The organism is Agrobacterium sp. FDAARGOS_525 (assembly GCF_003938925.1).
GTDB classification, from domain to species: domain Bacteria; phylum Pseudomonadota; class Alphaproteobacteria; order Rhizobiales; family Rhizobiaceae; genus Agrobacterium; species Agrobacterium pusense.
The window spans coordinates 944,965-969,717 of record NZ_RKIU01000004.1; the positions used below are offsets into that span (position 1 = coordinate 944,965).

At 59.8% G+C, this 24,753-nt stretch carries 23 protein-coding genes; 15 read left to right on the forward strand and 8 right to left on the reverse strand.

Annotation, left to right across the window (positions count from 1 at the left end; translation table 11 throughout):
- Nucleotides 1-240: 240 nt before the first annotated feature.
- Nucleotides 241-939, forward strand: a complete 699-nt coding sequence (locus EGT36_RS20740; protein ID WP_004437520.1) for a response regulator — start codon at nt 241-243, stop codon at nt 937-939.
- Nucleotides 936-2,093, forward strand: a complete 1,158-nt coding sequence (locus tag EGT36_RS20745) for an ATP-binding protein (RefSeq protein ID WP_125270967.1) — start codon at nt 936-938, stop codon at nt 2,091-2,093. The genes EGT36_RS20740 and EGT36_RS20745 overlap by 4 nt, the downstream gene beginning before the upstream one ends.
- Before the next feature lie 8 nt (nt 2,094-2,101).
- Here the strand turns inward: EGT36_RS20745 and EGT36_RS20750 are convergent, their stop codons facing one another.
- Nucleotides 2,102-3,580 carry an MFS transporter gene (locus EGT36_RS20750; protein WP_479829581.1) on the reverse strand — a complete coding sequence of 493 codons (1,479 nt, stop codon included), beginning with the start codon at nt 3,578-3,580 and terminating at the stop codon, nt 2,102-2,104.
- A 170-nt stretch (nt 3,581-3,750) separates the two neighbouring features.
- Here EGT36_RS20750 and EGT36_RS20755 point away from each other — a divergent pair, with 170 nt between their 5' ends.
- Both EGT36_RS20755 and EGT36_RS20760 read left to right on the forward strand, forming a co-directional pair.
- Nucleotides 3,751-4,602 carry a LysR family transcriptional regulator gene (locus EGT36_RS20755; protein WP_004437510.1) on the forward strand — a complete coding sequence of 284 codons (852 nt, stop codon included), beginning with the start codon at nt 3,751-3,753 and terminating at the stop codon, nt 4,600-4,602.
- A gap of 119 nt (nt 4,603-4,721) precedes the next feature.
- Nucleotides 4,722-5,504, forward strand: a complete 783-nt coding sequence (locus EGT36_RS20760) for a pyrroline-5-carboxylate reductase (RefSeq protein ID WP_125270969.1) — start codon at nt 4,722-4,724, stop codon at nt 5,502-5,504.
- Nucleotides 5,505-5,552: 48 nt separating this feature from the next.
- Here the strand turns inward: EGT36_RS20760 and EGT36_RS20765 are convergent, their stop codons facing one another.
- The 6 genes from EGT36_RS20765 to EGT36_RS20790 all read right to left on the reverse strand — a co-directional run bounded on the left by EGT36_RS20765 (nt 5,553) and on the right by EGT36_RS20790 (nt 11,900).
- A complete protein-coding gene (locus EGT36_RS20765; RefSeq protein ID WP_006700134.1) occupies nt 5,553-7,151 on the reverse strand; it encodes an MFS transporter in 1,599 nt (532 codons plus the stop codon).
- Nucleotides 7,148-7,588 carry a DoxX family protein gene (locus EGT36_RS20770; RefSeq protein WP_125270970.1) on the reverse strand — a complete coding sequence of 147 codons (441 nt, stop codon included), beginning with the start codon at nt 7,586-7,588 and terminating at the stop codon, nt 7,148-7,150. Before EGT36_RS20770 ends, EGT36_RS20765 begins: the two co-directional genes overlap by 4 nt.
- Nucleotides 7,589-7,791: 203 nt before the next feature.
- Entirely contained in the window at nt 7,792-9,774 is a 1,983-nt protein-coding gene (locus EGT36_RS20775; protein ID WP_004437500.1) for an amidohydrolase, read from the reverse strand.
- Nucleotides 9,774-10,064 carry a XapX domain-containing protein gene (locus EGT36_RS20780; RefSeq protein ID WP_006699976.1) on the reverse strand — a complete coding sequence of 97 codons (291 nt, stop codon included), beginning with the start codon at nt 10,062-10,064 and terminating at the stop codon, nt 9,774-9,776. The genes EGT36_RS20775 and EGT36_RS20780 overlap by 1 nt, the downstream gene beginning before the upstream one ends.
- Nucleotides 10,065-10,137: 73 nt before the next feature.
- Nucleotides 10,138-10,827 carry a hydrolase gene (locus EGT36_RS20785; RefSeq protein ID WP_004437494.1) on the reverse strand — a complete coding sequence of 230 codons (690 nt, stop codon included), beginning with the start codon at nt 10,825-10,827 and terminating at the stop codon, nt 10,138-10,140.
- A 140-nt stretch (nt 10,828-10,967) separates the two neighbouring features.
- Complete coding sequence (locus EGT36_RS20790; RefSeq protein WP_072495008.1) at nt 10,968-11,900, reverse strand: ring-cleaving dioxygenase; 933 nt, start codon at nt 11,898-11,900, stop codon at nt 10,968-10,970.
- A 119-nt stretch (nt 11,901-12,019) separates the two neighbouring features.
- Between EGT36_RS20790 and EGT36_RS20795 the strand changes: the two genes are divergently transcribed.
- The 3 genes from EGT36_RS20795 to EGT36_RS20805 all read left to right on the forward strand — a co-directional run bounded on the left by EGT36_RS20795 (nt 12,020) and on the right by EGT36_RS20805 (nt 14,205).
- Nucleotides 12,020-12,919 carry a LysR family transcriptional regulator gene (locus EGT36_RS20795; protein WP_004437488.1) on the forward strand — a complete coding sequence of 300 codons (900 nt, stop codon included), beginning with the start codon at nt 12,020-12,022 and terminating at the stop codon, nt 12,917-12,919.
- A 195-nt stretch (nt 12,920-13,114) separates the two neighbouring features.
- Nucleotides 13,115-13,738 (forward strand): TetR/AcrR family transcriptional regulator, encoded by a 624-nt coding sequence (locus EGT36_RS20800; RefSeq protein WP_125270971.1) that lies wholly within the window; start codon nt 13,115-13,117, stop codon nt 13,736-13,738.
- 23 nt (nt 13,739-13,761) lie between these two features.
- Nucleotides 13,762-14,205 carry an SRPBCC family protein gene (locus tag EGT36_RS20805; RefSeq protein WP_022563373.1) on the forward strand — a complete coding sequence of 148 codons (444 nt, stop codon included), beginning with the start codon at nt 13,762-13,764 and terminating at the stop codon, nt 14,203-14,205.
- A 218-nt stretch (nt 14,206-14,423) separates the two neighbouring features.
- Here EGT36_RS20805 and EGT36_RS20810 read toward each other — a convergent pair whose 3' ends face one another.
- The gene (locus EGT36_RS20810; RefSeq protein ID WP_006699972.1) at nt 14,424-14,891 is read right to left on the reverse strand and encodes an Lrp/AsnC family transcriptional regulator; all 468 of its coding nucleotides are present in this window, start codon (nt 14,889-14,891) and stop codon (nt 14,424-14,426) included.
- Nucleotides 14,892-15,012: 121 nt separating this feature from the next.
- Here EGT36_RS20810 and EGT36_RS20815 point away from each other — a divergent pair, with 121 nt between their 5' ends.
- From EGT36_RS20815 to ehuB, 8 genes are all read left to right on the forward strand, one after another.
- The gene (locus EGT36_RS20815) at nt 15,013-16,491 is read left to right on the forward strand and encodes an NAD-dependent succinate-semialdehyde dehydrogenase (RefSeq protein WP_022563372.1); all 1,479 of its coding nucleotides are present in this window, start codon (nt 15,013-15,015) and stop codon (nt 16,489-16,491) included.
- 13 nt (nt 16,492-16,504) lie between these two features.
- Nucleotides 16,505-17,908 (forward strand): aspartate aminotransferase family protein, encoded by a 1,404-nt coding sequence (locus tag EGT36_RS20820; protein WP_125270972.1) that lies wholly within the window; start codon nt 16,505-16,507, stop codon nt 17,906-17,908.
- A gap of 169 nt (nt 17,909-18,077) precedes the next feature.
- The gene (gene ehuR, locus EGT36_RS20825) at nt 18,078-19,526 is read left to right on the forward strand and encodes a MocR-like ectoine utilization transcription factor EhuR (protein ID WP_125270973.1); all 1,449 of its coding nucleotides are present in this window, start codon (nt 18,078-18,080) and stop codon (nt 19,524-19,526) included.
- 68 nt (nt 19,527-19,594) lie between these two features.
- On the forward strand, nt 19,595-20,614 hold the full coding sequence (gene eutB / locus EGT36_RS20830) for a hydroxyectoine utilization dehydratase EutB (protein ID WP_125270974.1): 1,020 nt from the start codon (nt 19,595-19,597) through the stop codon (nt 20,612-20,614).
- The gene (eutC, locus tag EGT36_RS20835; protein ID WP_125270975.1) at nt 20,611-21,624 is read left to right on the forward strand and encodes an ectoine utilization protein EutC; all 1,014 of its coding nucleotides are present in this window, start codon (nt 20,611-20,613) and stop codon (nt 21,622-21,624) included. Before eutB ends, eutC begins: the two co-directional genes overlap by 4 nt.
- A complete protein-coding gene (gene doeA / locus EGT36_RS20840; protein ID WP_004437460.1) occupies nt 21,621-22,799 on the forward strand; it encodes an ectoine hydrolase DoeA in 1,179 nt (392 codons plus the stop codon). The genes eutC and doeA overlap by 4 nt, the downstream gene beginning before the upstream one ends.
- Before the next feature lie 4 nt (nt 22,800-22,803).
- On the forward strand, nt 22,804-23,817 hold the full coding sequence (doeB, locus tag EGT36_RS20845) for a N(2)-acetyl-L-2,4-diaminobutanoate deacetylase DoeB (RefSeq protein ID WP_125270976.1): 1,014 nt from the start codon (nt 22,804-22,806) through the stop codon (nt 23,815-23,817).
- A gap of 60 nt (nt 23,818-23,877) precedes the next feature.
- A complete protein-coding gene (gene ehuB / locus EGT36_RS20850; RefSeq protein WP_004437452.1) occupies nt 23,878-24,729 on the forward strand; it encodes an ectoine/hydroxyectoine ABC transporter substrate-binding protein EhuB in 852 nt (283 codons plus the stop codon).
- Nucleotides 24,730-24,753: the final 24 nt, after the last annotated feature.

Sequence of the window (24,753 nt, forward strand, 5' to 3'; positions counted from 1 at the left end):
CGAAATTTCGACCGTTGGGTCAAACGCCGCTTTTTGGGGTGGGTTTTATGGGTGAGAGACTGGTGCATGGCCAGTTCTCTTCCGCAGAAATGTCAAGGCTCTGCGGAGAAAGACACAAGAGTGTATGGAAAGGAGTGCCGGTGGGATCCATTCAGGCACAGCGGCTCTTGCCCGATGTTCCGCATCCGCTTAGCGTCCCGGCGCTGCCACGGCCGACACCAGTAAATTTGCGGATTGAGTATGGACAAAGGACTAATTCTAATCGTCGAAGACGACCCCGATATTATTCAGATCCTGGACGCCTATCTCGTTCGCGAAGGATACAGAACCGTCAGAGCCAGCGACGGAGAAACGGCGCTGACCCATTTCTCCATGTTGAGACCTGATCTGGTTCTCCTCGACATTCGCCTGCCGAAATTCGACGGCATCGAGGTTTTGAACCGCATCCGGCGGGAACGGGAGACGCCTGTCATCATGGTCACATCTCTCGCCGAGGACATGGACAAGCTGACGGGCCTTCGCCTCGGCGCTGACGACTACATCGTCAAACCTTTCAATCCGCATGAATTGATCGCGCGGGTGAATGCCGTGCTGAAACGCACGCGGCAACCGGGCTCTGGCGGGGTTTTACGCTTCGGGCCCATTGAGGTAGACACCGAAGCCTATGTCGCAGCCGTCTGCAACGACGGTCAGCGGGCCGTTCTGCCGCTCACGCTGAGCGAGTTCAGGATCCTCGCCCATATGGCGCGTCGTCCCACCCACGCCTTTCAGCGTGCCGATATTCTTGACGCCTGCCTGCCGGAAAGCGATGCGCTGGCGCGCACCATCGACACACACATTGCCAATCTGCGCAAAAAACTGACGGACCATGGCGCCTGCGGTTATCTCGTCTCGGTGCGCAGCATCGGTTATCGGCTGGCAGGGGAGCAAAAACCATGAAGCCTTGGCGGCTCCGCCTGCGGACGATGACGGCGATCACGATTACTACAATGCTCATCTTTGCGGTTGCGTTGGTCTATTTCGGCGTTTCCTGGTATGCGGACAATATTCAGGAGCGCATGATCGCCCAGCTATCGCCGGATGCCTCCAAGGCCTTCTCGGATATAGACCGGGGTGTGATGCCGGACCAGCGTCAGCTTGAGGCCCTTGTCAGGGTTTTGCCGGGCCTCGAGGACGAGGCCGATAACGAGCTTATCAAATCCGTGTTCATTTTCGGATTGCTCGGTGTCTTTCTCTGCAGCTTGCTTGGTTACTTCATCTCTCGGCGCATTGCGGCACCTCTCGGCGAACTTGCCGATGCAGCGCGGCGCATGGCGACCGGCAACTTCAGCGGAGGAGCAAAGATCAGGGGGAGCCACATCGCAGAGGTCGCATTTCTCGTCGACAGTTTCGAGAGCTTGATCCGGGAACTTCAGATGATGGAGCACCGGTTGAAGTTCAACACGATGGCGGTAGCCCATGAACTGCGCACCCCGCTCACGATCCTGCAGGGCCGTTTGCACGGCATTGCCGATGATCTCTTTCCCCTCGACAAGGAAGCCATTCGCCACCTCATCGTCCATGTGGAGGGGCTGGCACGTCTCGTGGATGATTTGCGCACGCTTTCTCTGGCCGAAACCAACAGCCTCGTCAAAGATACCGAGCCACTTGATCTTGCCGCCGAATGCGCGGCCGTGGCGGAGGCGGCACGGCCGCTCATGAACGAAGCAGGCATTGATCTCGAGATGTCGCTGGAGGCAGCATCAGTTTGCGGCGACCGTCAACGCCTTCGGCAGCTGCTGCTGATCCTGATGGACAATGTGCGCCGCTACGCGGCGAGCGGCGGATTTATGCGTTGCTCGACCGGGCTTCAGGACGGGCGCGCCTTCGTCTCGATCGAGGATAAAGGGCCGGGCTTCCCCGCCGGCGTCGAGGCGCACGGCATCGAACTCTTCTGGCGGATGGAACCGTCACGCGCGCGTAAGACCGGCGGGACAGGTCTCGGCCTGTCCATTGCCCGCGCAATCGCACAGGCGCATGACAGCGATCTGCAGATAAAGGCGCGCCCGGACGGCGGAACGATCGTGACCGTCATTTTCCGGGAGGCATCCTGAACTCCACCCTAGTCATGGGCAGGCTTTCGCGCCGGCCCGAAGATCATGAAGCTGATGGCGGCGAGTAGCCATACACTGATGCCGGCATAGAGCATGACCAGGCCGAACCCATCCGCAAGCGCCCGGTGGACAAGCTCTTCCGAAACGCCCTGCGCCGAGGCGCCAGCAGTTCCCGCGGCGATCTTTTCCGCCAGCGACTGCACATGAGACACATCCGGCGCGATCGGCAGGTTCGCCCGAAGCGACGCCCCCACGCCCTCGACCAGAATAAAGCCCATGATCGGAATGTTGATGGCAAGCGAGATCATGCGTGCGCTCATGTCGATGCCCGAAGCCATGCCCGAACGGGCGGGCGAAACCGCGCCCGTGGTCGTGTTGGTAACGGGGGTATTGGTAAGTCCGAGCCCCATTCCGGCGAGGATGCAGCCGGGCAGCATTGTAAGCCAGTTCGCCTCTTCGATACCGCTCCCCAGCTTCATCAGCATGAAGCCGAGGCCGATAGTGAACAGTCCTGCCGGAATGACGAGGCGGGGTTGGTAGCGCAGCGACAGGCGTTCCGCCAGAGGCGGGACCACCAAGGCTGGCAGCGTATAGGCAAGCAGGCCGAGCCCGGCGGTGACGCTGTCATAACCGAGGCCAGCCTGAAACCAGATCGGCAGATAGATCATGAACGGCCAGAAGCTGATATTCATCGCGGCCGAACCGATGATCGCCCCGGAAAAAGGCCGGATGCGGAACACTGAGAAGTCGAACATCGGTCTTGAACTAAGCTTTTCGGCAATCAGGAAGGCGATGAAGCTCGCAGCCGAGGCGCCAAGGATCAGAAGCGCCGCCGGGCTCGCAAAACCAAGCTCGGGTCCCTGTGTGATGAAAAAGGCAAGGCAAAAAACGGACAGCGAAAGCGTGGCCATGCCGGCGATATCCAGACGTGCCGCCTCCGGGTCACGCGATTCTCTCACACCGCCCGAAGCAAGCAGCCACGTCACGATGGCGAGCGCTACGTGAACGAGGAAAACCCATTCCCAGCTCCACAGCGCAACAATGGCACCACCGATGATCGGGCCGAAACCGAGCCCAACGCCCGAGATGATGCCCCACCAGCCGAAGGCCATGCCGCGCTCCCGCGCCGTACGGAACTGGTGCGACAGAATGGCGATCTGGCACACCAGCATCGCTCCGCCGCTCAAGCCCTGAAAGAAGCGCGCGCCGATCAGCACCGGAACATTCTGCGTCATTCCGCAGGCAAGGGAAGAAAGGGCAAAGGCAGCAATACTGGCAATAAAGACACGTTTGCGGCCGAAGCGGTCGGCCAGCGCACCGGTTGCCATCAGCACCATGGTCACGCCGATGGTATAGGCGTTCATGATCCACTGGAGTTGCCGGAAATCCGCGTGCAGTACCTGTTCCAGTGTCGGCAGGATCGCCGGAACGCTGGAGATTTCCAGTCCGAACATAAGAGCGGAGAGACAAACGGCAGCGAGCGCCATGGCGCTTCTGCTGCCCGTTTGTTCGGTAATAACAAGGGTCATTCTTCAGCCTTTCTTGGCTCGCCTCGCAACTGTGAAACCGATCTACGAGGCGACAGGCTAGACAAAGCTTGACCATAACTGAATTGGATGATTGGCTATTTCAGAGACAACAAATTGGAATAGTCGACATGAGCACGCTGGATGTGGAGGCCGTCGAAGCCTTCGTTACCATCGCCGATATGCAGAGCTTCACCCGCGCGGCCGAAGCGCTCGGCACCACCCAGGGCGCGATCAGCGTCAAGCTCAAGCGACTGGAAGACAGGCTAGGCCAGCGGCTGCTCGAACGCACACCGCGTTCGGTGCGGCTATCCGCGCAGGGTGCAGTGTTTTTGGCGCCCGCCCGCGAATTTCTCGCCGCACACGATCGCGCATTGGCAGGCCTTTCCTCACCGCGCCGTCGTTTTGGCCTCGGCATTGCCGCCCACGTGGCAGGACCGGAGGTGCCAACCCTTCTGGCCCGCCTCAACGACCATGACCCGGGCCTGACGATTGAAGTGCGGATGGACCATTCGCGCTCCCTGCTCGACGCGTTCGACCGTGGGGAAATCGATGCGGCCATCATCAGACGCGAGGACGACCGGCGCGACGGCGAGGTTCTCGGACCGGAGCATTTCGGCTGGTATGCAACCCCGCAATTCGAACATCGTCAGGGTGAACCGTTGCGGCTTGCGGCACTGTCTCCCGCCTGTGGCGTGCGTGATATAGCCACCCGCGCCCTGGACGGGGCTGGCATAGCCTGGACGGAGGTCTTCCTCGGCGGCACATCGTCCATGGTAACCGCGGCCGTTTCGGCGGGACTTGCGATTTCCGCCTTCTCCTCCCGTCTTGCCCCACCCGGCACCGTGGAGGTGAGCCAGCGTTTTGGGCTGCCGTCCCTGCCTTCCACCGAAATCATCATGTTCTCGACCCTGACGGACAGCAGATCGCGTGAGGCGTTGCGAACGCTCGCTGCCGCTTTTCGCGAGCATCGGCCGACCTAAGTGCCGTGGCGTCACAGATAGCCCGACCGCCTGTCGACATTTACCGGTGGAAAATCTAGCATCGCGCCAAACTGGAAGGACCGACCATCTCTCGATCCAGCCGCCACAGTGGAGTATTCATGTCCCTGCCCCAAAAAATCGGTTTTATCGGAACAGGCGCCATCACCGACGCGATGGTACGCGGCCTGCTTGCCAGACCCGCCGCCGTACCACATGTCATGGTGTCCCAGCGCAGCGCGGATGTTTCGGCTGAACTGGCTGCCGATTTTTCGCAGGTGATCGTCTCAAGCGACAATCAGGCGATCGTCGATGGCTGCGATACCGTCATGCTGGCAATCCGTCCCCAGATCGCCGAGGAGGTCATCCGGCCGCTACGGTTCAGGGACGAACAGAAAGTCATCAGCGTCGTGGCTGCGACCAGCCGGGAAGCCCTTCTCGACTGGATCGATGCGGAGGTACATCTCACCCAGGCGATCCCGCTGCCCTTCGTCGCCCGCCGCAAAGGCGTCACCGCCATTTATCCCGCCGATAGGGATACGGCAGCAATCTTCAACGTGCTCGGCAATGCGGTGGAATGCGAGACCAAGGCCGAATACGACCTTCTGGCCGCCGGAAGCGCTCTGATGGCTACTTATTTCGGCATCATGCAGACAGCTACGGAATGGTTGGCCGAAAACGGACTGCCGGAAGAAAAGGCGCGTGCCTATCTTGCGCCCCTCTTTGGCGGCCTCTCCGAGGTGGCGGTGTTGGCCGGAAGCAAGGCGGATTTTAACGATATCAGCCGTGAATTCGCCACCAAAGGCGGCCTCAACGAACAGGTGCTCAAAGACTTCGATGGCAAAGGCGGTTCAAAGGCCTTGAAAGATGCATTGAGCCGCGTGCTCGAGCGGATTGCGCGATAGCAGCCGGTGCAACGGTAGGAACAAAAGGGGCCTTTCGGCCCCTTCTGTTTATGCTTTGCCCGGACGGTTGATCGTCAGGAAGTGGCGCACGACAGGCTTTTCCAGCCCGGAATGATAAGCCAGCACCTTGCCCTGCAAATCTGCATCGGCATTGGAGACCCGCTTGTGCTGGCGAAGATGTTCCGCCCAGGATTCCACCATGAACCATTCGACGATCTTCTGCGGGTCGGCGGAGTCTTCCGTGACACCCCAGCCATAGGCGCCATCGCGGCGACGTTCCTGGGAAAGCTCGTCGAGTGCATGCAGGAAAGCGGAGCGGTGATGCTTTTCGACATTATATTCGATCAGGATCAGCACCGGGCCGCGATCATGGGCCACCGGCTCGGCAACGAGCGGTTCCGGCCAATGGTTTGATGGCACCATATCCGCATCACCCGCAGGCAGTTTCAGGCGGTGCATGACAAGGCCTGCAACCAGCAGTCCCGCAGCACCGATCAGCAATGCACCCGGCACACCTGTGGCTTCACCAACAGCACCCCAGCCAAGGCTGCCGGCTGTCATCGCGCCGTTGAAGACGGTGAGATAGACAGCAAGGCCACGGCCACGCACCCAGTTTGGCAGAACTGCCTGGGCGGCCCCGTTCAGCGTCGTTAGAGCGGTGATCCATGCGCCGCCGAGGAACAGCAGGACGATGATGGCAAGCCACTTCGGCGGTGCGAGTGAAAGCGCGGCCATGACGAGTGCGGTAATGACGGCAGCACCGAGAAGCAGGGCATCTGCATCGAAACGTTCGCGCAGCTTCGGCATGACCAGCGCGCCGCCGATGGCGCCAGCGCCGACAGCACCGAGCAGGATACCGTAGAAGCTGGCGTCTCCGCCGAGCAATTGCCGGGCAACCAGGGGCAGCAGCGCCCAGACGGCGCTGGCGAAAGCGAAGAAGATCGCGGCCCGCAGCAGCACGACATGAAGCGGCTTGCTGGCACGGGTGTAACGAAGGCCCGCCCGGAAAGCGCCGAGGAAACCTTCGGCCAGCGCATCGTCAGCGTTCTTTACCCGTGGCCACCACAAAAGGGCGGCGATGACGACGAAGTAACTGGCGACATCGGCGCCATAGGTAAAGGCCGCGCCGAAGGCCGCAAGCAGGATGCCGCCAGCAGCCGGACCGATGGAACGGGCGATATTGATGCCGAGCGAGTTCAGAGCCACGGCGCTCTTGATATCCTCGCGCTTCACCAGCTCCGGCACGATGGCCTGCCAGGTCGGTCCCATCAGCGCCGCACCGATACCGCCGAGGAAGGTGAGACCGATCAGGGCGCTGACGGACAAAAGGCCGGTGTGCGCAAGAACCATGAGTGTGACGCTGACAGAGGCCAGCAACAGCTGAACTGCGATCAGGAACTTGCGGCGGTCGAGAATATCGGTCAGCACGCCGGCCGGGATCGCCAGAAGAAAGATCGGCAGGGTTCCAGCGGCCTGCACCATGGCGACAGCCGCCGGAGAGGCCGAAAGATCGGTCATCAACCATGAACTCGCGACATCACGCATGAAGCTGCCGGTATTGCCCAGCACCGTCGCGGCCCAGAGGACGGCGAAGACCGGTTGTGCAAGCGGAGCAAAACTGCTTGCGGAGGATTTTGCGGCGCTCATTTGCCCGTTCCTTTCGTGAGATCGATTGCAGCGACGACAACAAATGCGCCAGCGAGACCTAGATGTTCAAAGAAGGCATTGGTGGCCATCATGCGGTCCATGCCCGGCGCCATTTCCCAGAAGCGGAGAGCGATGAAGGTGGCGACAAGAGTGAAGCCCGCCAGTGCCAGAGCTCCGGCCCAGCGCAGGAAGCCCGACATGACCAGAGCGGAGGCGGTGAGTTCGAACAGGATGACGACGACGGCGAATGCGGCCGCCGGCTGAAGGCCAAAATGGTTCATCTCGGCAATCGCCCCTGGAAAGTCGAAAATCTTCGTCAGCGGTCCCTGAATATAGGCCGAGCAAAGCGCCAGAAGCGCAAGGGTTTTTGTGGCGGGTGCGGCAACGATATCCGCAAGGAAGCCCCGAAGGCGAAGGGTTGAAGACGGCTCAGTCATAATGTGCTCCTACTGGCCGTTCGGTTCGAGCGGCGCTGGCGTTCATCTGATGGAGCGATATTGGCGCAAAGGATTATCGCCAACAATTGCATCAATAGTTTCGATATAATTGCGTAATTTGTAATATTCTTTTATCGGCTATTGGTCGTATCCCACGGGCGGCACATGCGCCGCCCGTGGGTGGGTTTCTTTGCCGATGAGGCTTATACCGCCCAGCAGGAGCAGCCCAGGGCACCGAAGAAGCCTTTGAGATCGGCAATCGGCAGCTTCGATGTCCAGGCACCGGCATGGTCGTGACCATGCACACCGCAATCGCTGGCGCAGCCGCAGGTGGAGATGGCCGTGCGGCGCAGCGAGCGGGCGCCGGCGCCATCCGGTTCACCCCAGGCGGCGTAGCCGCCGAACTTGCGCACTGGCGACCAGTCTGGCATGGCCGGCGGAATATTGCTCTCGTCCAGTGCCTTGAAGTCACCGGCGCCATAGACGACCTTGCCACCCACCATCGTCAGTTCCGAGGTAAGGAAGGAGATTTCATCCTCCGCACAGGAGAAGAAGTCCTTGTCCGGCACCACGAGATCGGCGAACTGGCCTTTCTCGATGCGGCCCTTCTTGCCTTCTTCATTCGAGAACCAGGTGACTTTTTCCGTCCACATGCGCAGCGCCGTTTCGCGGTCGAGGCAATTGGCGCGCGGGTAAAGCTGCATGCCGCCAACGGTCTTGCCGGTCACCATCCAGAAGAGCGACACCCACGGATTATAGGAGGCGACGCGCGTTGCATCCGTTCCGGCCGAAACGTTCACACCCTTATCGAGCATGCGCCGGATCGGTGGTGTGGCTTCGGCCACGCCCTGGCCATAACGCTCGACGAAATATTCGCCCTGATAGGCCATGCGGTGCTGGGTGGCGATGCCACCGCCAAGCGCGGCGATACGGTCGATGGAGCGGTCAGAAATGGTTTCTGCGTGGTCGAAGAACCAGTTAAGCCCTTCGAGCGGGATATCACGATTGACCTTTTCGAAGACATCCAGCGCCCGCGAAATGGTCTCGTCATAGGTGGCATGCAGACGCCAGGGCCAGCGGTTTTCCGCGAGGATCCGGACAACATCTTCAAGTTCGCCTTCCATCTCCGGCGGCATATCGGGCCGCGGCTGACGGAAATCCTCGAAATCGGCCGCGGAAAAGACCAGCATTTCACCCGCACCATTGTGCCGGAAATAATCGTTGCCCTGCTTGTATTTGACCGATTGCGTCCAGTTGAGGAAGTCTTCCTTTTCCTGTTTCGGCTTCTGCGTGAAGAGGTTGTAGGCCAGCCGAACGGTCATCTGGTTCTCATCCGACAGCTTCTGGATCACCTCGTAATCATCCGGATAATTCTGGAAGCCGCCGCCGGCATCGATGACGCCGGTTACACCCAGCCGGTTCAGCTCGCGCATGAAATGGCGGGTGGAATTGACCTGATAGTCGAGCGGCAGTTTCGGCCCCTTGGCAAGCGTCGAATAGAGAATGCCGGCATTCGGCTTGGCGAGCAGCAGGCCGGTGGGATTGCCGTTGGCATCACGGGTGATTTCGCCACCGGGCGGGTTGGGCGTGTCCTTGGTATAACCGACGGCACGCAGCGCCGCGCCGTTCAGCAGCGCCCTGTCGTAAAGATGCAGAAGGAAGACCGGCGTATCCGGCGCGACCGCATTGATCTCCTCGATGGTCGGCAGGCGCTTTTCGACGAATTGGTGCTCTGTGAAACCACCGACGACGCGCACCCATTGCGGGGCTGGCGTTATCGCGACCTGGCGTTTGAGCATGTCCATGGCATCGGCAAGCGAGCGCACGCCGTCCCAGCGCAGTTCCATATTGAAGTTCAGGCCCCCACGCACGACGTGGGTGTGGTTGTCGATCAGGCCCGGCAGAACCCGCTTGCCCCTGAGGTCGATGATCTTCGTTTCCGGCCCGGCAAGGGCCATGACCTCGGTATCGCTTCCCACCTCCAGAAACAGACCATCCTTGATGGCGACTGCCGTTGCATTCGGATTGCCACGATCAAGTGTCGTGACGCGGCCATTGTGAAGGATGGTATCTGGATGCATGGACGAAGCTCCGCTCTTGATGGGATCAGCGGCCTTAGCCGGTGAAAACAGATTCGGAAAGGCGAGACTGGATGCCGCGCCGAGGAAAGTGCGTCGTGTTGGCATCAGCTTCTCTCCCTCTCGATGGGTGCGTTGCCCTTGGCGATATCTACCGTTTCTACACCACCCCTGGGCATATGACCGAACATGTGCGGCTTGATCTGGTTGAACCACGAAACGGCGGCCGGTTCCCTGTCGATGATCGTTCTTGCGAAAGGGATGATCTGTTCTCCGACCAGGATGCCCAGCAGACCGACCAAGGCAATGACGGGCGGCGCGGGCGAACGCACATTGAGCAGGCTGTAAACGATGCCGACGAGCAGGCCGGCGCCAAGCGACAGAAGATAGACTTTCATGGAAACCTCCTTTGGGTGGATAAAGCCGCGCCGGCCGGTATATTGATCCCGCCGGCGCGTCAGGGTTGAAAGCTTATTTCGCGGGGTTAGGGCCGATGCGCTTGCCGTGCTTGACGCGCTCAGCACCGCCATGAACATGCGTGACCGCATAATCGATGCCCATGCCGTAAGCGCCTGAATGTTCCTTCACCAGCGAGGTGACGGCGTCATAGGTTTCCTTGCGGGCCCAGTCGCGCTGCCATTCCAGCAGCACCTGCTGCCAGGTGACGGGGATGACCCCCGCCTGCACCATGCGGTCCATGGCATATTTATGCGCATCGACAGAGGTGCCGCCAGATGCATCCGCCACCATGTAGATTTCGTAATCGGCGACATCATGCAGCGCCGAAAGAGCGAAGGTGGTGTTGCACACTTCCGTCCAGAGGCCGGAAACAACAATCTTCTTGCGACCGTTGGCAGCATTCTTCGCCAGGGCATCGCGGACATTCTGGTCATCCCAGGAATTCATCGAGGTACGTTCGAGAATGTCGTTTTCCGGGAATACTGCCAGCAGTTCCGGGAAGGTGTTGCCGGAGAAGCTTTCCGTTTCAACCGTGGTGATTGTCGTCGGAATGTTGAAGATCTTTGCAGCCTTGGCGAGGCCGACGACATTGTTCTTCAGGGTCTGGCGATCGATCGACTGCACACCGAAAGCCATCTGCGGCTGCTGGTCGATGAAGATGATCTGGCTGTTGGCGGGAGTAAGGACTTCAAGCTTCGACATGGTGGTTCTCCGTTCAGGTGGTGATTGCCGATCGACGGCGGTGAAATTGACAAGGCTTCGCCGGTCAGCTGCCCGGCAGGGGCAGCCGCCTTGAAAGCGTGGATATGATTTCTTCAGTGGATGCGGATCAAGGACCCGCTTTATGCCGCAAGGGGAGCGAGGTTCGCCTCGATCTGATTGCGGAAAGGCTCATAACGGCTTGGCAGCTTGAGCGCTTCGCCCAGATGCGCGGTATCCTCGTCGCGATCGAAACCGGGTTCGTTGGTGGCGATTTCGAACAGGATGCCGCCCGGCGTGCGGAAATAGATCGCCCAAAAGTAATCGCGGTCGATGACAGGGGTGACCTGATAGCCGGTGTCCATCAGCGCCTTGCGCACGTCCAGCTGCTTCTGACGGTTTTCAACCGCGAAAGCGATGTGATGAACCGAACCGGCTCCCGGACGGGCAAAGGGCGTCGTTGGCAGTGTGGCGAGATCAATCGTATCGGCGCCGTTGCCGCCGGGAATGACGAAGCGGGTTACATCGCCTTCTACATCGGCGCGCTCATATCCCATGAAGCGAAGCAGTTCCTCGGTCGCGGCCGTATCATTCAGATTGAAGCGCGCACCGGTGAAGCCGCGTATGGCGTTGTCTTCGGAGATGCCCTCGGCAAGCCATGGAGCGCGAGCATCGTTATCCGTTTCGATCAGCGCGAGTCCATCGCCATCCGGACCGGTAAAACGCAGGCGCTGTGCACCGAAGACCGTATCGGCCTGAAGGCCGGCGGCACCTTTCGTAATGAGACGATCTTTCCAGAAGCCGAGCGAACCCTTGGGGACGGAAAACTGTGTCTCGCCCACTTCGCCGACGCCCGGACGGCCGGCCATCATGTTGGCGAAGGGAAAATACGTCATGACGGTGCCCGGGGTTCCCTTTTCGTCACCGTAATAAAGGTGATAGACGCTTGGCTCGTCGAAGTTAACGGTTTTCTTGACCCGGCGCAGGCCGAGCGTATCGGTGAAGAAGCTGTTGTTCTGCCGCGCATCCGACGCCATCGAGGTAACGTGGTGCAGGCCCTTGATATCCTTGATCATCGTCGGCGCCTTTCGCTGTTGGTATGCCCGTTTCGATGGAGAAAGATGTAACCCGCTTGATTGCATCGCGGAATTGCAATATTTTTCTCGAATGAATTGCGATTTTTGAAATAATAGAGATGAACGATCACAAAGCTCTCAAAACCTTCCTGATGGCGGCCGAAAAGCGCAACTTCGCACAGGTGGCCCGTGAACTCGGCATGACGGCAGCGGCCGTCACCCGTGCGATTGCAGCACTTGAAGATGATCTCGGCGTGCAATTATTCGTCCGGACCACCCGTCAGGTATCGCTCACGACGGACGGGGCCGTCTTCGCCGCACAGATTCAGCCGGCGGTCGAGGCTTTGGAGAACGCCCGGCGCGATGTTCGCAACGCCCACAAGGCCGACGAGGGACGCCTGAGGATCAGCGCGCCGACATGGCTCGGCAAAACGGTGCTGCCGCCGATCCTGTCGGGCTTCCGGGAACTCTATCCGAAAATGTGCTTCGAGATTTCGTTATCGGATGGCCTGGTCAATATCGTGGATGATGACTACGATCTGGCGATCCGTATCTCGTCCGCCCCATCGGACAAATTCACCATATGGCGCAAGATCAGGGCTGTACCGCGCATATTGGTGGCGGCTCCGGGCAGCCGGTTCGCGCAGATGAAACACCCCGCTGAACTGACGCCTGACGATTGCCTTGCCTACAGCGGCGAGAGCCGTCGGGAGAATTGGGTTCTGTCAGATGGCGGGTCAAGTATCACGATAACGGCAGGTCGTGCCTTCAGCGCCAATAGCGGCGAGGTTCTGGCCGATATGGCTGCGGATGGCGCAGGGGTCGCCTTGCTGCCGGGCTTCAACATCGCACAGCATATCCACAGCGGCCGCCTCGTCCATGTCCTGCCCGGCTGGTCGCCGCCGGAACTCTGGCTGACGCTCTATTATCCGCCCTATCAGGCCCTGCCGCCCCGCATCGCAACTTTCTCGAAATTTTTCGAAGAACAGTTACCAGCCTACATGGTGGCGCTGGAGTAGAACTGCCCGGATCTGCGCATTTTAATGACGGCGTGGGAGCGGCGCGCTCCCTCGCGGGATCGAGCGCGCGCCTTCTGTTATGCGCCATCCTGCCCAACAATATTGGACCGGGAAGTCACCGGACAACACACCAGTAAAATTCCGCTTGATTAAATACCGACTAGTCTGTATTTAATCAAGCAAGGGAGATTTGATGTGGCAAGGAAACAGAACCCATTGACCAGGCCGGGCCTGCTGGAGGCGGCATTTACCGTCATCCGGACGAAAGGTTACGCCGCGACGACAGTTGACGATGTCTGCGCCGAGGCCGAGCTGTCCAAAGGTGCATTCTTTCACCATTTCTCCAGCAAGGAGGAAATGGCGGTCGCGGCTGCCCAGCACTGGTCGGAGGTAACCGGTGCCGTGTTCGAAACCGCGTCGTATCACGATGCCGCTGATCCACTGGAGCGACTGCTGAACTATGTCGCCTTCCGCAAGCAGTTGATACAGGGCGAATTGCCGGATTTTACCTGCTTTGTCGGCACCATGGCGCAGGAGGTTTACGAGACCAGCGAGGCGATCCGGCAAGCGTGCTGGACCAGCATTTCAGGCCACGCCGAAACACTTGTCAGCGATATCGAAGCAGCCCTGAATCAATATAGGATAACAGAGACATTTACGGCGGAAAGTCTTGCCCTGCACATTCAAGCCGTCATCCAGGGCGCCTTCATTCTGGCAAAAGCGAGCGGGAATCCGCAGCAAGCCGTCGAAAGCCTCGACCATCTTCACCGCTATATCCGGCTGCTGTTCAGCCCGACAATGATCGACCACGTTGAATGACAACGCATCAACAGGAGGAAACCATGCCAAGCGTCATTCGTCTACATCGCGTCTTCGCAACGAAACCCGAAAAGCTCTATCGCGCTTTCATCGAACCGGATGCGATTTCAAGCTGGCTCCCGCCATTCGGGTTCACCTGTACCGTTCATGAACTGAATGCGAAGGTCGGCGGCAATCACCGGATGTCTTTCCGAAATTTCACGACGGGCGACAGTCATTCCTTTGGCGGGACCTATGTTGAACTCGTGCCCGGAGAGCGCCTTGTCTACACGGACCGCTTCGACGATCCCAACCTGCCTGGCGAAATGAAAGTCACGGTGAACATGAAGGCAGTGGCATCCGGCACCGAAGTGAATATCGAACAGGAGGGCGTGCCGGATATCATTCCGGCTGATGCGTGTTATCTCGGCTGGCAGGAGTCACTGCGCAAGCTTGCCAAACTCGTGGAACCCGAAATCACGCAATAGCGCTCGACAATGTTCTAAATTGCGAGCGCATGATCTGCCTGCGCAGGGCTTACATGAACTCCCAGCTCCCGGAGGCTCCGGATCTGTCATCGCACGGATATCCGGGCCTCCTTCCTTTCCCCGCTGCTTGGGCAGGGTCTTGCAGCCCGTCCAGAACTAGAACGACCGTACAAAAGGCGGAAGTCCCGACACAGACATGTTGGCAGGCCTCTGGCCGGTCAGTCTTCGATAGGAAAGGCGAATCCGGCCTTCACGCGGTCCATGACGACCATTGTCTTGAACCCTTTAATGTCGTGGTTTTCATAAAAGAAGCGGCGGGTGAAGGCCTCGTAGTCCTCCATGTCCTTTGCCGTGATTACCAGAATGAAATCGGCATCGCCGGTGACATAATAGCCGATCATGACTTCGCGCGTCGCACGGATCGCCGCCTTGAAGCGATCGACGATGTCCGCGCGCTCCCGTTCCAGCGACACGAGGACGATCATGGTGATGCCCCGTCCCACGGCTTTGGGCGAGATAATCGCCACATCCGCCTCGATCACTCCCTCCTCCCGTAATCGCTTGAGCCGCCTCTGGCAGGCCGTCGGCGAGAGATTGACGATCCGCGCAAGCTCCTCCGACGTCAGACGGTTGTTCTTTTGCACGGCGTCAAGCAGCGCCCTGTCGGCTCGATCAATATTGGTCATGCAGAATTCCTGCGTACTTGGGTAAAAATTAGCATTATTTCTGCGTCAAGCAGGAAATAAATGCCGGAGATCGATCATGCAGCGACGCTAAGCTCCACGCAAATGAAAATGGAGCATATTCATGAAAGGTATTGCCAGCGCAGCGTTGAAGAACCTTCGCCGGCCCGATCTGATCGAGCATCGCGCCTTTTTGGGCGGGGTATGGGTGGAGCGCAGCGAGAGGCTGAGCGTTATCGACCCAGCAGGCGGCGGCCATCTCGTGGATGTGACCGCCTGCTCTCTCGATGATGTCGATTCCGCCATAGAGGCCGCCAGCGCAGCCTTCCTTCACTGGCGCGAGACGCTGCCGGTAGAACGCGGCGACATCCTGCGGAGCTGGGGCAGAATGATGCGCGACAATGCGCGCGATCTCGCCATTATCATCAGCGCCGAGCAGGGCAAGCCGCTGGAAGAATCGCAGGGGGAAATTTCCTACGCGGCCAATTTTCTCGACTGGTTCGCAAGCGAAGGCGAGCGATCCTATGGCGAGACAATACCGAGCCACCTGAAAGGTGGCAATCTCTCCGTACGGATGCAGCCGATCGGCGTAACGGCAGCGATCACGCCATGGAACTTCCCGTCAGCCATGATAGCCCGCAAGGCAGGAGCGGCCCTTGCCGCCGGTTGCACCATGATCGTCAAGCCGGCACCCGAAACTCCGCTCTCGGCGCTGGCTCTGGCAAAACTTGCGGAGGAGGCAGGCATGCCGGCCGGCGTATTGCAGGTACTGCCCGGTGAAGCCGCGCCTCTGGCGCGTCGTCTTCTGGAGCATACCGATGTGCGGGCGTTCTCCTTCACTGGCTCGACGGAGGTCGGGCGGCTGCTCCTTACCCAGTCGGCGGCAACCGTCAAGAAAGCTTCGCTGGAGCTGGGTGGTCATGCACCCTTCATTGTATTTGGGGATTCTGATCTTTCTCAAGCGGTGGCGGGGTGCATCAGCGCCAAATTCGCTACATCTGGCCAGGACTGCCTGGCGGCAAATCGCATCTATGTTCAGCGAACGCTCTATGACCGCTTCATCGATCGATTTGCCGACGCAACTTCCAGACTGACCGTTGGCCACGGCCTTGAACCGGGCATCGACATTGGGCCGATGACACGGCCGTTGGTCGCCGAAAAGTGCCGTCAGCAGATCGCACAGGCGCTTTCCGCCGGCGCGCGCCTCGTCTGCGGCGGGCAGGACAGTCCGCTCGGCGGCAATTTCGTAACGCCAACCGTGCTGGCTGATGTGACTGAAGACATGCTGATCGCACGTGAGGAAACCTTCGGGCCTGTGGCCGCCATCCTTCCCTTCGATGACGAGAATGAGGTCGTCCGCCGCGCCAATGCTACCGAGATGGGGCTTGCGGCCTATGTCTACACCAACGATCTGGGCCGGGCGATGCGCCTGACCGACCAGCTGGAATACGGCATGGTTGCCGTCAATACGCCGAAATTCACCGGTGCGCCAATTCCCTTCGGCGGCTGGAAACAATCCGGCCTCGGTCGCGAAGGCTCGCGCCACGGCCTGATGGAATATCTTGAACCCAAATATGTCTGCTTCGGCAATCTGGCTGCCTGAAAGGAACCCGCCTATGACCATCGACATCAAAAATATCGCGGAAATGGATCGAAATGCGGTTCTGCACCCCTTCACGCAGCTGAAGGACTTCGCCAGCGGCAAGCTCGGGGAACCGACCATCGTTGAAACCGGCAAGGGCATCCGCATTCAGGACGCCCACGGCAAGCAGTTGATCGATGGCTTTGCCGGTCTTTATTGCGTCAATGTCGGTTACGGTCGCACCGAGGTGGCGGAAGCCATTTCCCGTCAGGCCTATCGGCTCGCCTATTATCATTCCTACGCCGCTCACACGACGGACGAACTGGCGATCCTGTCCGACCGGCTGGTGAAGATGGCTCCCGGCAAGATGAGCAAGGTGTTTTACGGCATGTCCGGCTCGGACGCCAACGAGACCCAGGCCAAGCTCGTCTGGTATTACAACAATCTGCGCGGCAAACCGGAGAAGAAGAAGATCATTTGCCGCGAGCGGGGATATCACGGCTGCAGCGTCGTTTCCGGTTCCATGACCGGCATGAGCTTTTATCATGACCACATGGACCTGCCGCGCGCTGGCGTGCTGCATACCGGCGTCCCCCACCATTATTGGGGCGCTGAAGCCGGTGAAACTGAACTGGAATTCTCAAAACGGCGCGCCGACGAACTGGAAGAGCTCATTCTGCGCGAAGGCCCCGACACAATCGGTGCCTTTATTGCTGAACCGGTGCTTGGCACGGGGGGTATCACGCCGCCGCCGGAAGGCTACTGGCCGGCGATACAGGATGTTCTCAGAAAATACGATGTCCTGTTGATCGCCGATGAGGTGATTACCGGCTTCGGGCGTACAGGCTCCATGTTCGGCTCACAACATTACGGCATCGAGCCGGATCTGATCACCGTCGCCAAAGGGCTGACATCAGCCTATTTCCCGCTCTCCGGCGCGATCGTAGGAGAGAAAGTCTACAAGGTGATGGAGGACGGCGCTGATCGCGTCGGCGCCTTCTCGCACGGCTACACCTATTCCGGACATCCCATCGGTGCGGCTGCGGCAAACGCCGTGCTTGATATCGTGGAAAAGGAAGACCTGCCGGGCAATGCACGGGCCGTCGGCAACTATTTTCAGGAGCAGTTGAAGGCAAGGTTCGCACAGCTTCCAATCGTCGGCGAGGTGCGTGGCGTGGGCCTGATGGGCGCCATCGAATTCGTGGCGGACCGGGAAAAGAAGACACGTTTTGCACCGGGTCTTGCGGTTGGTGCACGCGTTTCGAAGGCGGCACGCAATGGCGGCCTTATTGCGCGGGCCATGCCGCATAGCGATATTCTAGGCTTTGCACCGCCGCTCGTAACGACGAAGGCGGAGGTGGACGAGATCATCGCCATCGCCGAAGCCGCCGTCCGCAGCGTCATGGATGATCTGGTCCAGGCTGGCGAAAAAATCTGATCACCAGCGAGGCTTTTACCGGACCGGGAACTGCTCGTCTGGACAGCAGGGAGATGACGATTGCGCCTGTTTTGGATGCAATTGTCATCTACGCTGCATAAGGCTTCATCTTTTCACCGAACCGTGCATAATGTCATGAAATCATCTTCGTCTAAAACGAGACAATTTCATGCGCCGTCAAGCCAATCCGCTCAGCCTCGATCCGGTTCCCGCAACGAAACCGGTGGCATGGCGGCCAGTTCTCGCCAAGCAGAAGGGCGAAACGAAACATTCGGCACTGACCGAACGCATCATCGCCGATATCGACGCCGGCGTTCTGAAGCCGATGGACCGCATGCCGACCCATCGCGACCTCGCCCGTGAACTCGGCCTCTCCGTCCAGACCGTCAGCCTCTCCTACAAGGAGGCCGAGCGGCTGGGCTATCTCAGCGGCGAGATCGGCCGAGGCACCTTCGTGAAGACACGGGTGACGGAACGGGCGGGCCGCATGATGCTCGACCACAGCCCGACTGAAGTCCTCGATCTCTCCATTATCCGCGGCGTCTATCTCGACGAGCATGAAAACGCCTCACGCGCCATCCTTCGTGAATTGGCCGATGGTGACAATTCGGGTTTCATGCGCCCCTGCCGGCCGGTGGCCGGCCTCGACAGCCACCGGGAAACCGCCCGAACCTGGCTCACCATGATGGGCGTGACCGCCGGGGCGGAGCGTATCCTCGTCACTAACGGCGCAGCCCACGGCATTTTCCTTGCCCTGAGCTGCATCATTCGATCGAACGACGTGGTTCTCTGCGAGAACCTCACGGACCACGGCATTATCGGCCTGTCGAACATTCTCGGTTTCAGCCTCAAGGGCCTGCCGACCGATGAAGAGGGCATATTGCCCGATGCGCTGGAGGCCGCGTGCGCAGCCGGTGGTGTGCGAGCCCTGGTGCTCATTCCGACCCTCAACAATCCCACCGGACATGTATCGGGCCCGGCGCGACGGCAGGCGATCGCCGCGATCGCTGAACGCTATGGCATCTTTGTCATTGAAGACGAAGTCTATCGGCCGATCATCGAGGAGGATCTGCCATCCATCACTGAAATGCTGCCTGATCTCGGCTTTTTCGTCACCAGCTTCACCAAAGCGGTCCTGACGGGGCTGCGCGTCGGCTATCTTGTCGTGCCGCCAGCCTACTCCATCCGCGCCGCGTCCATCCTGCGGGTATCGAGCTGGAGCGGAACCTATCTCATGGCCGAAATAGCGACGCGCTGGGTCGAAAACGGCACTGCCTTGCGGCTGCTGGACGTGCAGCGCGCCGAGGCACGGGCGCGGCAGAAAATTGCCGTGGATATCCTAGGCCAGCATATCGCCTCGACCCATCCCCTTTCCTTCTGCGCCTGGCTGAAGGTCCCGACGCGCTGGACGGAGGACGGCCTGGTGCGTGCGCTGACGAACCAGAATGTCGCGGTAACCCCATCAGAACCATTCATTGCCGGACCCGGGCATGGCGGCGGTATCCGCATATGCCTCGGCGGCCGCCTTAATCATGCAGCCCTCATCAAAGCTTTGACCACAGTGCGGCAGACCTTCGAACAACTGCCGCCCGTCTACGATATCGGCTCGATCGGCTGAGGCTGTCGATCGAAAATCATTGAATCATTACAATATAATAATTGACATGATTTTACTTCGCTCACAACATGACAATCATGAAGAGCGAAAACCCGTCCATATCCGCCGAAAAAAGCCCGCTTCCGGTCTCGCTGGCCGCGATAGAGCAGGCGGCCGCGCGGCTTGCCGGACAGGTGGAGCGAACCCCGCTGGTCCGCTCGGACAATCTGTCCGAACGCTGTGGCGATCCCGTTCATCTGAAGCTTGAAACCCGTCAACCAATCGGCGCCTTCAAACTGCGCGGCGCGATGAATGCCATATTCTCGCTTGACGATGAGGCGCGCAAACGTGGCCTCGTCACCGCCTCGACAGGCAATCATGGCCGGGCCGTGGCCTATGCAGCAAAGAAACTCGGCATTCCTGCGACCATTTGCATGTCGGCGCTGGTGCCGGCAAACAAGGTGGAGGCAATCCGCGCGCTTGGCGCCGACATCCGGATCGTCGGCAGATCACAGGATGACGCGCAGGAGGAAGTGCAGCGCCTGACCAGAAGCCGTGGCCTGACCGCTATACCTCCGTTCGATCATAGCGACGTCGTGGCGGGCCAAGGCACGATTGGTCTCGAGGTTGTCGGGGACATGCCTGAACTGGCGACAATTCTCGTTCCGCTATCAGGCGGAGGCCTTGCGGGCGGTATCGCCGTTGCGGTGAAAGCGTTGAAGCCGAGGGCGCGGGTCGTCGGTATTTCCATGGAGCGGGGTGCGGCCATGCATGCGTCGGTTAAAGCCGGTCGCCCCGTCTCGGTCCAGGAGGAAGAAACGCTGGCGGATTCGCTCGGCGGCGGGATTGGACTGGCGAACCGTGTGACCTTTGCACTTTGCCAGGCATTGCTTGATGACATCGTGCTGGTTTCCGAAGACGAGATCGCAGCAGGCATCCGCCATGCGGCGCACGAGGAAGGCCTGACAGTCGAAGGCGCGGGCGCCGTTGGCTTCGCCGCCGTCCTGTCGGGCAAAGTCAACATCAGCGGCCCGACCGCGATCATCGTATCGGGCGAAAACATCGATCCGGCGCTCCACAAGACCATCATCGACAGGGGAGCCGCATGAGCCGCATCACCATCCTCACCGAAAAAGACCTGCGCGCCATCGTTAAGCTCGACCTTTCCGCGGTCAACTGCGTGGAGCAGGCGTTGGGCGCCCTTGCCACCAAAGCTGTCGCCATGCCGCCGATCCTCCGGCTCGATGTTCCCGAATTTCGCGGCGAAGTGGATGTTAAGACTGCCTATGTGCCGGGTTTCGACGGCTTTGCCATCAAGGTCAGCCCCGGCTTCTTCGACAATCCGACGCTTGGGCTACCGAGCCTCAATGGCCTGATGATCCTCTTCAGCGCGAGGACCGGCGTGGTGGAGGCCCTGCTTCTCGACAACGGTTATCTTACCGATGTGCGCACCGCTGCGGCCGGTGCAGTTGCGGCGCGGCACATGGCACGAAAGGACGCGTCCGTCGCAACGATTTTCGGGGCGGGCATGCAGGCGCGTCTGCAGCTCGAGGCTTTGACGCTGGTGCGGTCGATTAAAACTGCGAGGATCTGGGCACGAAACCATGACAAGGCTGAAAAGCTCGCTAGCGATTTTGCCAGGGAGCACGGCATCGAAGTTTCCGCCGTGGCTGATCCACAGGCGGCGGTGCGAAACGCTGACATCATCGTCACCACGACACCGGCCGAAAAGCCAATCCTGCGCGCCGACTGGCTGGAACAAGGCCAGCATCTGACCGCGATGGGATCGGATGCCGAACACAAGAACGAGATCGATCCGGCCGTATTCGCCAGAGTGCGCTATGTCGCGGACAGGCTTACGCAGACCCGCATTCTCGGCGAATTGCATCACGCAATTGCCGCGGGTTACGTCGAGCGGGATCAGCCATTCGCCGAGCTTGGAGAGGTGATTGCCGGCAAGTCACAGGGCCGCCTCTCGAACGAAGACATCACCTTTGCCGATCTGACCGGAACCGGCGTGCAGGACACAGCCATCGCCAATCTCGCCTTTGCCCGCGCCAAAGACGCAGGCAGCGGCCAAATCATCGAAAACAGCGTAAAAATGGGAGACGCAGCGTGAGTGTAACGCTGAACTTTACGCGCGAGGAATATGCCGCGCGCCTGGCTAAAACCCGTAAAGCCATGGAAAGTGCCGGTATCGACCTGCTTGTCGTCACCGACCCGTCCAACATGCATTGGCTGACGGGTTATGACGGCTGGTCCTTCTACGTCCACCAATGTGTGCTCGTGCCGCCTGATGGTGAGCCGATCTGGTACGGTCGCAAACAGGATGCGAATGGAGCCAAGCGCACGGCATACCTCGCCCACGACAACATCATCGGCTATCCCGATCACTATGTTCAATCGACCGAGCGGCACCCGATGGACCTGTTGTCGCAGATCATCGAGGAACGGGGCTGGTCAGGCCTGACGGTCGGTGTCGAAATGGACAATTATTACTTCTCGGCAGCAGCTTTCGCATCACTGAACAAACATCTGCCAAACGCACGTTTCAAGGATGCCGCCGGCCTCGTGAACTGGCAGCGTGCTGTCAAAAGCCCGACCGAGCTCGACTATATGCGCAAGGCGGGCAAGATCGTCGAACTGATGCACAAGCGTATCGTCGACGTCGTTGAACCGGGCATGCGCAAGTGCGATCTCGTGGCAGAGATATACGATGCCGGCATTCGGGGCACCGCAGAATTCGGCGGCGATTACCCCGCCATCGTGCCGCTCCTTCCTTCCGGTGCCGACGCTTCCGCCCCGCACCTGACATGGGACGACAAGCCGATGCGCTCAGGCGAAGGTACCTTCTTCGAAATCGCCGGCGCGTACCGTCGTTATCATTGCCCGCTGTCACGCACGGTCTTTCTCGGCAAACCGACACAGGCATTCCTTGACGCAGAGAAAGCAACGCTCGAGGGCATGGAGGCCGGTCTTTCCGCAGCCAAGCCCGGCAATACCTGCGAAGACATCGCCAATGCCTTTTTTGCCGTGTTGAAAAAATACGGGATCATCAAGGACAACCGCACCGGCTATCCGATCGGACTTTCTTATCCGCCTGATTGGGGCGAGCGCACCATGAGCCTTCGCCCCGGCGACCGCACGGAGCTGAAACCCGGCATGACGTTCCATTTCATGACCGGCCTGTGGCTGGAGGACATGGGGCTCGAAATCACCGAGAGCATCGCGATTACCGACACCGGTGTCGAATGCCTTTCCAATGTACCGCGGCAACTCTTCGTGAAGGGCTGAGACGATGCTGAAGACCGCGCTTCGCCCCTCCCCGATCACGCCCTCCGTCGATTTCGACGGCAAGGGCGTGCAACACGGTCATCTGCGGCTGCCCTACAGCCGCGATGACAGTGCCTGGGGCTCGGTGATGATCCCGATCTGCGTTATCGCCAATGGTGAGGGGCCGACCGCCCTTTTGACCGGCGCCAATCACGGCGATGAGTATGAGGGGCCGGCGGCGCTTTTCGAACTCGCCCAGACGCTCGAGCCGGCCGAAGTGAAAGGCCGCATCATCATTGTCCCAGCGCTCAACTACCCGGCCTTTCGCGCAGGTACACGCACCTCACCCATCGACCGGGGAAACCTCAACCGCAGCTTTCCCGGTCGCCCTGACGGTACCGTGACGGAGAAGATTGCCGACTACGTCACCCGTCATCTGATACCGCTCGCGGATATCGTTCTCGATTTTCATTCCGGCGGCAGGACGCTTGATTTCCTGCCCTATGCAGCGGCGCACGAATTGCCCGACAAAACTCAGGAAAGCCGTTGCTTTGATGCCGTGGCCGCTTTTGCTGCCCCCTATTCGATGAAGATGCTGGAAATCGACGCCGTCGGCATGCTGGACACGACCGTCGAGGAAATGGGCAAGGTCTTTGTCACCACCGAACTCGGCGGCGCCGGCACGGCGAGCGCGAAATCGATCGATATCGCCCGCAGGGGCACCATCAATCTGCTGCGACATGCAGGCATATTGGCCGGTTCGCCCGTTGCCGCGCCAAGCCGTTGGCTGGATATGCCCTCCAGCGACTGCTTCACCTTTGCCGAAGACGACGGTCTCGTCGCCTTTGTCCGCGATCTGGGAGACGCGGTCACGGTTGGTGAGACAATCGCACGGGTTTATCCCATCGGGAAAACCGGCCTCGCACCGGTCGATTACCGCGCCTCCATGTCAGGGCTGCTTGCCGCGCGCCACGTACCCGGCCTCATCAAGGCTGGAGACTGCCTTTCCGTCATCGCCACGGTCACGGAGAATACCTAGCCACTAGAACACCGTGAGATCCGAAAACGGACCACGCAACCCAACCAGAGGAGTTAGAACATGAAGATCACCAAATTCGCCGGCCTTTCCGCCCTCGCCCTTACCATCGGCGTGACGTCAGCCAGCGCGCTCACCGTCGAAGAAGTCAAAAGCCAGGGCTACATTCGCGCCGCCACGGCTAATGAAGTGCCCTATTCCTACATGCAGCCGGATGGCACCTCCGCTGGCATCGGCCCGGATGTGGCCAATGCGGTTCTGAAATCGATGGGCATCGAAGAGGTCAACTGGACGGTGACGCCCTTTGGCACGCTGATCCCCGGCCTCAAGGCCCGTCGCTTCGATTTTGCGGCCGCCGAACAGAATATCTCGCCCGAGCGCTGCAAACAGGTTGCCTTTACCGAGCCGAACTCGTCCTATGGCGAAGGCCTGCTGGTGAAAAAGGGTAATCCGAAAAAGCTGACCACCTATGCCGATATCGCAAAGGACCCTTCGTTGAAGGTGGCCGTCGTGTCGGGCGCGAACAATGTCGACTTCCTGCGCGCCGTTGGCGTCAAGGAAGAACAGATCGTCTTCATCCCAGCCAATGCCGATGCCATCCCAACCGTGCAGAGCCGCGCCGACGCCTATGCGGCCACGGAGCTGACGGTTTCGGAACTCGCCAAGGGTCAGGCGAACGTTGAGCAGGTAAAGCCTTTCACCGATCCGGTCGTGAAGGATGCGCCGGTGCGCAACTACGGCGGTTTCGCTTTCCGCCCGGAAGACAAGGAGCTGCGTGACGCCTTCAACGCTGCCCTGGTCGAATTCCGCAAGACGGACGACTACAAGAAAATCCTCGCCAAATACGGTCTCTCCGAACAGAGTATCGCGGCAGCGGCCGAAAAGAAGGTCGCCGATCTCTGCGCCGGCAAATAATGCCAGCCGGCGCCCGGGCATAAC